This window comes from Streptomyces sp. NBRC 110035 (genome assembly GCF_000829695.1).
Lineage (GTDB): Bacteria > Actinomycetota > Actinomycetes > Streptomycetales > Streptomycetaceae > Streptomyces.
Map to the genome: position 1 here is coordinate 37,032 of NZ_BBNN01000052.1, position 6,168 is coordinate 43,199.

At 72.5% G+C, this 6,168-nt stretch carries 7 protein-coding genes and 2 pseudogenes; 4 read left to right on the top strand and 5 right to left on the bottom strand.

The window, feature by feature from the left end; all coding sequences use genetic code 11:
- Positions 1-126 (bottom strand): hypothetical protein, encoded by a 126-nt coding sequence (locus TU30_RS38095; protein ID WP_256082803.1) that lies wholly within the window; start codon positions 124-126, stop codon positions 1-3.
- 76 nt (positions 127-202) lie between these two features.
- Positions 203-1,132, bottom strand: coding sequence for a universal stress protein (locus TU30_RS30325; protein WP_042176227.1), 930 nt, complete (start codon positions 1,130-1,132; stop codon positions 203-205).
- Between the two features lie 475 nt (positions 1,133-1,607).
- On the opposite strand from TU30_RS30325, the pseudogene TU30_RS30330 reads away from it, so the two are divergent.
- Positions 1,608-2,290, top strand: a pseudogene (locus tag TU30_RS30330) (CBS domain-containing protein).
- Positions 2,291-2,389: 99 nt separating this feature from the next.
- Here the strand turns inward: TU30_RS30330 and TU30_RS30335 are convergent.
- Positions 2,390-2,755 (bottom strand): helix-turn-helix transcriptional regulator, encoded by a 366-nt coding sequence (locus TU30_RS30335; RefSeq protein ID WP_042176229.1) that lies wholly within the window; start codon positions 2,753-2,755, stop codon positions 2,390-2,392.
- 74 nt (positions 2,756-2,829) lie between these two features.
- Here TU30_RS30335 and TU30_RS36650 point away from each other — a divergent pair, with 74 nt between their 5' ends.
- Complete coding sequence (locus TU30_RS36650) at positions 2,830-3,000, top strand: hypothetical protein (RefSeq protein WP_176726301.1); 171 nt, start codon at positions 2,830-2,832, stop codon at positions 2,998-3,000.
- Positions 3,001-3,031: 31 nt separating this feature from the next.
- Complete coding sequence (locus TU30_RS30340; protein WP_042176232.1) at positions 3,032-4,429, top strand: NAD(P)-binding domain-containing protein; 1,398 nt, start codon at positions 3,032-3,034, stop codon at positions 4,427-4,429.
- Between the two features lie 408 nt (positions 4,430-4,837).
- On the opposite strand, the gene TU30_RS30345 is transcribed toward TU30_RS30340, so the two are convergent.
- Entirely contained in the window at positions 4,838-5,119 is a 282-nt protein-coding gene (locus TU30_RS30345) for a hypothetical protein (protein ID WP_052479971.1), read from the bottom strand.
- A 119-nt stretch (positions 5,120-5,238) separates the two neighbouring features.
- Positions 5,239-5,616, bottom strand: coding sequence for a hypothetical protein (locus tag TU30_RS30350; RefSeq protein WP_234308036.1), 378 nt, complete (start codon positions 5,614-5,616; stop codon positions 5,239-5,241).
- A gap of 183 nt (positions 5,617-5,799) precedes the next feature.
- Between TU30_RS30350 and TU30_RS30355 the strand changes: the two are divergent.
- Positions 5,800-6,168 (top strand): annotated as a pseudogene (locus tag TU30_RS30355) (IS5/IS1182 family transposase); the annotation flags it as partial.

The window sequence follows — 6,168 nt, forward strand, 5'->3', positions numbered from 1 at the left end:
TCACCGTCCCACGACGAGGTCGAACGTGACGGGCCGGTCGCCGTGGGCGGCGTGCACGCCGGTGCGGCACAGCCCGGAGGCCCCGACGCGGACACCGTCGAAGGCTCGTACGACCGCTGCCTTCATGATGCTGCTCCTCTTCGACGGATGGGACGACGCGTAAGGACGGGGACGGGACGGGGGCAGGTGTCCGGACGGCGGGTCAGCCGTGTGGGACGACGGCGACGGGAGCGACGGAGTGGTACAGGACGGCGTGCGTGACCGGCCCGATGCGCGCCCCGAACGGGCTGCGCCGGATCCGGCGCCCCACGACGACGAGGGAGGCCTCACGGGAGGCGTCGGCGAGGTGGCTGCCGGGGGTGCCGCAGGGGGACTCCTCGGTCACCTCGACGTCCGGGAACTTCGCGCGCCACGGGCGCAGCACCTCGGTCAGGGCGCCGGTCTCCTGCCGGGCCAGGGCCCGGTCCACGGCGAGGCCGTACGCGTAGGAGGGCGGCGGGGTCCAGCCGTGGACGACCCGGAGGGACGTGGCACGGCGGGCGGCCGCGGCGAACGCGAACCCGATCACCTCGTCGTCGGGCTTCTCGACGTCGAGGCCGAGCACGACGGGCTTCAGCGGTGTCGCGGCGGACGGAACACCGGCCGGGTGCGTCTCGTGCTCGTCGGCGGCCTGTTCACCGGCGCGGACCAAAACGACGGGCCGCTCGGCGTACGCCACGACGGAGAGCCCGACCGAACCGACCAGGAACCCGCCGATGCCGCTCAGCCCGCGGGAGCCGAGCACCAGCAGTTCGGTGTCCTCCGCCGCGCGCGCCGGCGCCTCGGCGGGCCGGCCGGACAGCTGCTCGGTGATGACGTCGAGACCGGGGTGACGCGCCCGCACGCCCTCGGCCGCCTCGCGGGGAATCCGCTCGGTCCAGTGCCGCTGGGTCTCGCCGCCGAGCAGCGGTGCCTGCACCAGAGGCTCCGGTACCGGCTCCCAGACGTGCACCAGCCGGAGCGGCAGGCCGAGCAGCCGCGCCTCGCGCGCCGCCCACTCGGCGGCGGCACGGCTCTCGGGGGAGCCGTCGAGACCGGCGGTGACGGTGACAGTGCCATCGACGCTGCGGGGACGGGCGTCCGTGCCGGGCATGACTGATCTCCACCTCCTGGACCGGGATCCGGACCGATCCGAAGTCCCGGTTCCCGATTCCCGATTCGAGCCTCGTCCTCGGGCCGGATCCACGGCAGGGGCCACAGGTCCCTGCCCTGGGCCGACCGGCCCGTTTCCCGCCACCGCCACCGGCACCGGCACCGGCACCGGCACCGGCACCGGCACCGAGCATCTGCCACTGGCACTGGCACTGGCACTGGCACTGGCACTGGCACTGCCGAACGCGTCGCGCACCGCTCTCGGCACGAACCCGGCCGCCGACCGGCCCGCGCCGGGGGCCGGACGGCCCATGGGCCCCCGGCGGGCGAAGGCAGCATGCTGGTCGTGAACGTTCCCGCACTTCCCGCACTTCCCCACACGCTCCGTCCCTGGAGAGCGCCACCGCCCGCCGGGCCGGTGACCGGCAGCCCGACCTGACCTGACCTGACCTGGCCTGAACGGAAAAGGAGTCATCATGCACAGCACTCCACACACCGTCAGCGACGTCATGACCCACACGGTCATGGCCATCGGACACAAGGCCACCTTCGGGGAGATCGTGCGGCTGATGCAGGACGGAAAGGTCAGCGCCCTGCCGGTCCTCGAAGGCGAGGGCCGGGTCGTCGGCGTCGTCTCCGAGGCCGACCTGCTGCACAAGGAGGAGTTCCGCGACAGCGACCCCGACCGTCACACACAGCTGCGCCGTCTGTCCGACCTGGCGAAGGCGGGCGCGGTCACCGCGGCGGAGCTGATGACCTCCCCGGCGCTCACCATCCACCCCGGCGCGACACTCGCCCAGGCAGCCCGCACCAGGCGCACGCCAAGGTCAGACGGCTGCCGGTGGTCGACGGGCTGGGCATGCTGGAGGGCATCGTCAGCAGGGCCGACCTGCTCAAGGTGTTCCTGCGCGGCGACGACGAGATCGCCGAGGAGGTACGCCGTGAGGTCGTGGCCCACCTGTTCCCCCTGTCGGACACGACGCTCGAGGTCCAGGTGCACGACGGAAGGGTGACGCTCGCCGGCCGCGTCCGGGACACGTCCCTGATCCCCGTGGCCGCACGCCTGATCCGCGCCGTGGAGGGCGTGGTGGACGTCGACTTCGACCTGGAACGCATCACGGGCGCGACACCCGCTGCCACACCCCCGCCCAGTCTGTGAGCCCCCCGGGGACGACGAGCTCCAAGGCTGCACGCGCGGACGGGTCCCTGCGTGACGCCCGGCTGCGGTGACCGACCGCCGCCGTCTCGGCGACGGTGGTCAGCCGCGCAGATCGAGCATGGCGGACATGGCCGCCACCACGGACGGGGCGACCTGGTAGTAGACCCCGGTGCCACGCCGCCCGGAGGTCAGCAGAACGGCCTCGCGCAGCTTCTTCAGGTGGTGGGAGACGGTCGGCCGGGAGACGCCGACGTCAAAGATGTCGCACACGCACGCCTCCCCGCCCGGGTGGGAGGCGATCCTGGAGAACAGCCGCAGACGCACCGGATCCGACGGGGCCTTGAACACGGCGGCCGTCTTCTCCGCGTCCGTCGGGGACAGCTCCCCGGCCGTGACCGGCGGGCAGCACGGCACCGCACCGCCCTCCCGGAGGACGGGCAGCTCCACCACCCATGACTTCGACATGCATCTATGTTGACACTCGCCGATATGGGTGGCAAGCTCCGATGCATTGACAGGTGTCGAAGCAAGGACTCGTCATGACTGCCGCCCTCCGTACCGTGCTCACCGCAGCCCGCGCCCGCCGCACCGCCCGCCATCTGACCGGTGTCAGGTTCTGTGACACCTGTGCCCAGGTCAGCGACAGCGCCGCCCGAGCGGAAGAATTTCGGCAGCACGTCCAACTGACCGCCTTCACCCACGCGCGCTGAACCCCTTCGCCCCTCGAGGAGACCGAGCATCATGAGCACCCAGCAGCTCCCCGTCGTCGTCATCGGAGCCGGCCCCGCCGGACTCGCCGCCGCCGCCCACCTCGTCGAGCGCGGCATCGAGCCCCTCGTTCTGGAAGCGGGCGACCGTGCCGGCGCGGCCGTCCGCGAGTGGAGCCATGTACGCCTGTTCTCCACCTGGGGCGAGGTCGTCGACCCGGCCGCCGAGAAGCTCCTCGCCCCGACCGGCTGGACCAGGCCCGACCCGGCGACGTACCCGTCCGGCGGCGACTGGGCGGAGCGGTACCTGCAGCCGCTCGCCGATGTCCTCGGCGAGCGGGTCCGCACCGGCGTCACGGTCACCGGTGTCTCCCGGGCCGGCCGTGACCGGATCGTCGACGCCGACCGCGGGACCCAGCCCTTCGTCGTGCACGTCGCCCGCGCCGACGGCCGCGAGGAGCGGATCCTCGCCCGCGCGGTGCTCGACGCCTCCGGCACCTGGACCACGCCGTCCCCGGCCGGAGGCAGCGGACTGCCCGCGCTCGGCGAGAAGGCGGCGGCCGACCGGATCACCTACCGCGTCCCGGACCTGAAGGACCCCGCCGTCCGCGCCCGCTACGCGGGCAGGCGCACCGCCGTGATCGGCTCCGGCGCCTCCGCCTTCACCGCGCTGGCCTACCTCGCCGACCTGGCCGAGTCCGAGGACGGCACGGGCACGCACGCGGTGTGGATCCTGCGCCGGGGCATCTCCGGCTCCACCTTCGGCGGCGGCACCTCCGACCAGCTGCCCGCCCGCGGCGCGCTGGGCCTGGCGGCGAAGGCCGCCGTCGACGACGGCCACGCGGACGCGGTCACGGGCTTCCGCACCGAGGCGTTCGAGCGTGACGGTGACGGTCGTCCGGTGCTGGTGGGCGAGGACGGGCGGCGGCTGGAGCCGGTGGACGAGGTGATCGTGCTGACCGGGTTCCGCCCCGACCTGTCCTTCCTCTCCGAGGTCCGCCTGAACCTGGACGAGCGACTCCAGGCCCCGACCGAACTGGCCCCGCTGATCGACCCCAACCAGCACTCCTGCGGCACCGTCTACCCGCACGGCCACCGCGAGCTGTCCCACCCCGAGCAGGGCGTCTACCTGGTCGGCATGAAGTCCTACGGCCGCGCCCCGACCTTCCTCGCCATGACCGGCTACGAGCAGGTCCGCTCCGTCGCCGCGGCCATCGCCGGCGACCTCGACGCCGCCGACCGCGTCGAACTCACCCTCCCCGAGACCGGAGTCTGCGGCGGCGCGGGCCTGTTCGACGCCCCCGACACCCAGCAGGCCGACGGCGGCGGCTGCTGCGCCGCGCCGGAACCCCAGCTCGTCCGGCTCGGCACGCCTGCGGCAGCAGCGGTGGCCGTCGAGGAGGCTCCGGCGGGCGGCTGCTGCGGCTCGTGACCGACCTCAACACTTGCGGCAGCGGGGCCGCGACCGGAACAGGGGACCGGTCGCGGCCCCGCGCCGCCCTCGCCCGCCGCCCTCGCCCGAGACCGCCCGCACGACCGCCCTGATCGCACTCGGCGGTCCCACCACAGCCGCCCTGGCGTTCGCCCCCCGGCCCTTACCACTGCCGGGGCGTGACCGCCCTCGGCGACGGCGCCCACATCAGTACCGGCCTGACCGTCCCGCACCGCAAACGTCCCGGACGGCCCCTGTTGAAGGGCGAGGAGGAGGACGCACAGCACCGCGAGGTCCACGCCTGCGTCGGGCACGCCTTCTCCTGCAGGAAGAACTACAGGATCCACGCAACCAGTCGGGCGAGATCCGCGGTCGACATGCCCGTCGCTCCGTCCGGGACACCGCGGTTCACGCTGTCGCAGTCTTCTCGCGGTCGTGAGCGTGGCGCACTGCACAGGTGGCGGCAACCACCGCGGAGCGAGCCGAGCCGAGGGCCGCGCGGGCGGCATCGAGGTCCGGATCCTCGGCCAGCAGGTTCGAGACATCGACGACGCAGTCGATCAAGTGCACGGCGACACGCCCGATCTGGTCGGCCCGAGCGCTCTCCTCGTCGAGGATCTCGCGAGCCCGGCTCAGCAGTCCGAGCACTTCCTGCAACGGCAGCGTGGGATCAGCTTCCGAATCGTTCAATGTCGCCTCCCTGAACCCTTCGCTCCCTTGTCGATTCGAGTCACCGATATCCCACTGCGCCGCTGTGGCCGAGTACGCTCCCGCGCTCCTGCCCCGGACGGCATTCCGATCCGCCTGGCCTACGGCAGGCTTCCGAGGGACGTCCGGATCTCCTCGTCGCTGGGCTCGGAGTCGACCATCTCTCCGGAGAGGAACTGTTCGTATTGCAACTGCAGCAGGGCCTCTTCACCGAGGACCGTCTGGTGGAGCAGAACGTGGTTCTCGCCGCTGCCGATGGAGAAGCGCGCGGCGGACCGGGTGGCGGCGTACTCGATGGCCTCGGCATTGGCGATCCCGAGGCTGCCTGGCGCGTCGGGGTTCTCCCGCAGCGCCGCCCGGCCCACTTCGGTCAGCGTGCTCGGGCTCTTGATGACCCGGGCTCCGTTGAGCCGCATGAGTGTGCCGCGGTAGGGCTTCTGCTCGTAGCTGCACCGCACCATGAAGACGGTGCATTCCATTCCGTACGGGTGGCAGGCCATGGCCAGAGCGGTGCCCCACTGAGCTGTTCCCAGTAACCGTCGGCCACCGTCCGTGAGCGGGAGGCGCGTCGCGCGGTCCGCGGTATCCCCCAAGTCCGGGCAGGCGTAAGGCCCCTGGTAGGAACGATCTTGCGACAGAAAGATCCGACCGAGGGGCCTCACGTGCCGACCAGTGTCACATACACCGCCGTGCCCGATGTGAGGCGGTCCACCGCCGAGCACCCGGCCGGTCTCCTGCGCGACCACCGAATCGTGGCCAGGACCCGCAAGGGGCGACGCGCGCTGGGCTGCTTCAAGCAGGCCGTGCTCGTGCTGCGCTGGTTCCTCGACGGCACCCGACTGGCCCAACTCGCCCGCGACAACGGCCTGTCGGTCTCCACCTCCTACCGCTACCTCCACGAAGGACTGGCCGTCCTGGCCGCCGGCGCACCGGACCTGTCCACCGCGCTGGAGCGTGCGAAGGCAGCCGGGCTGACGCATCTGAACCTCGACGGTACGGTCATCCGCACGGACCGCGCCGCCGCCCCGGGC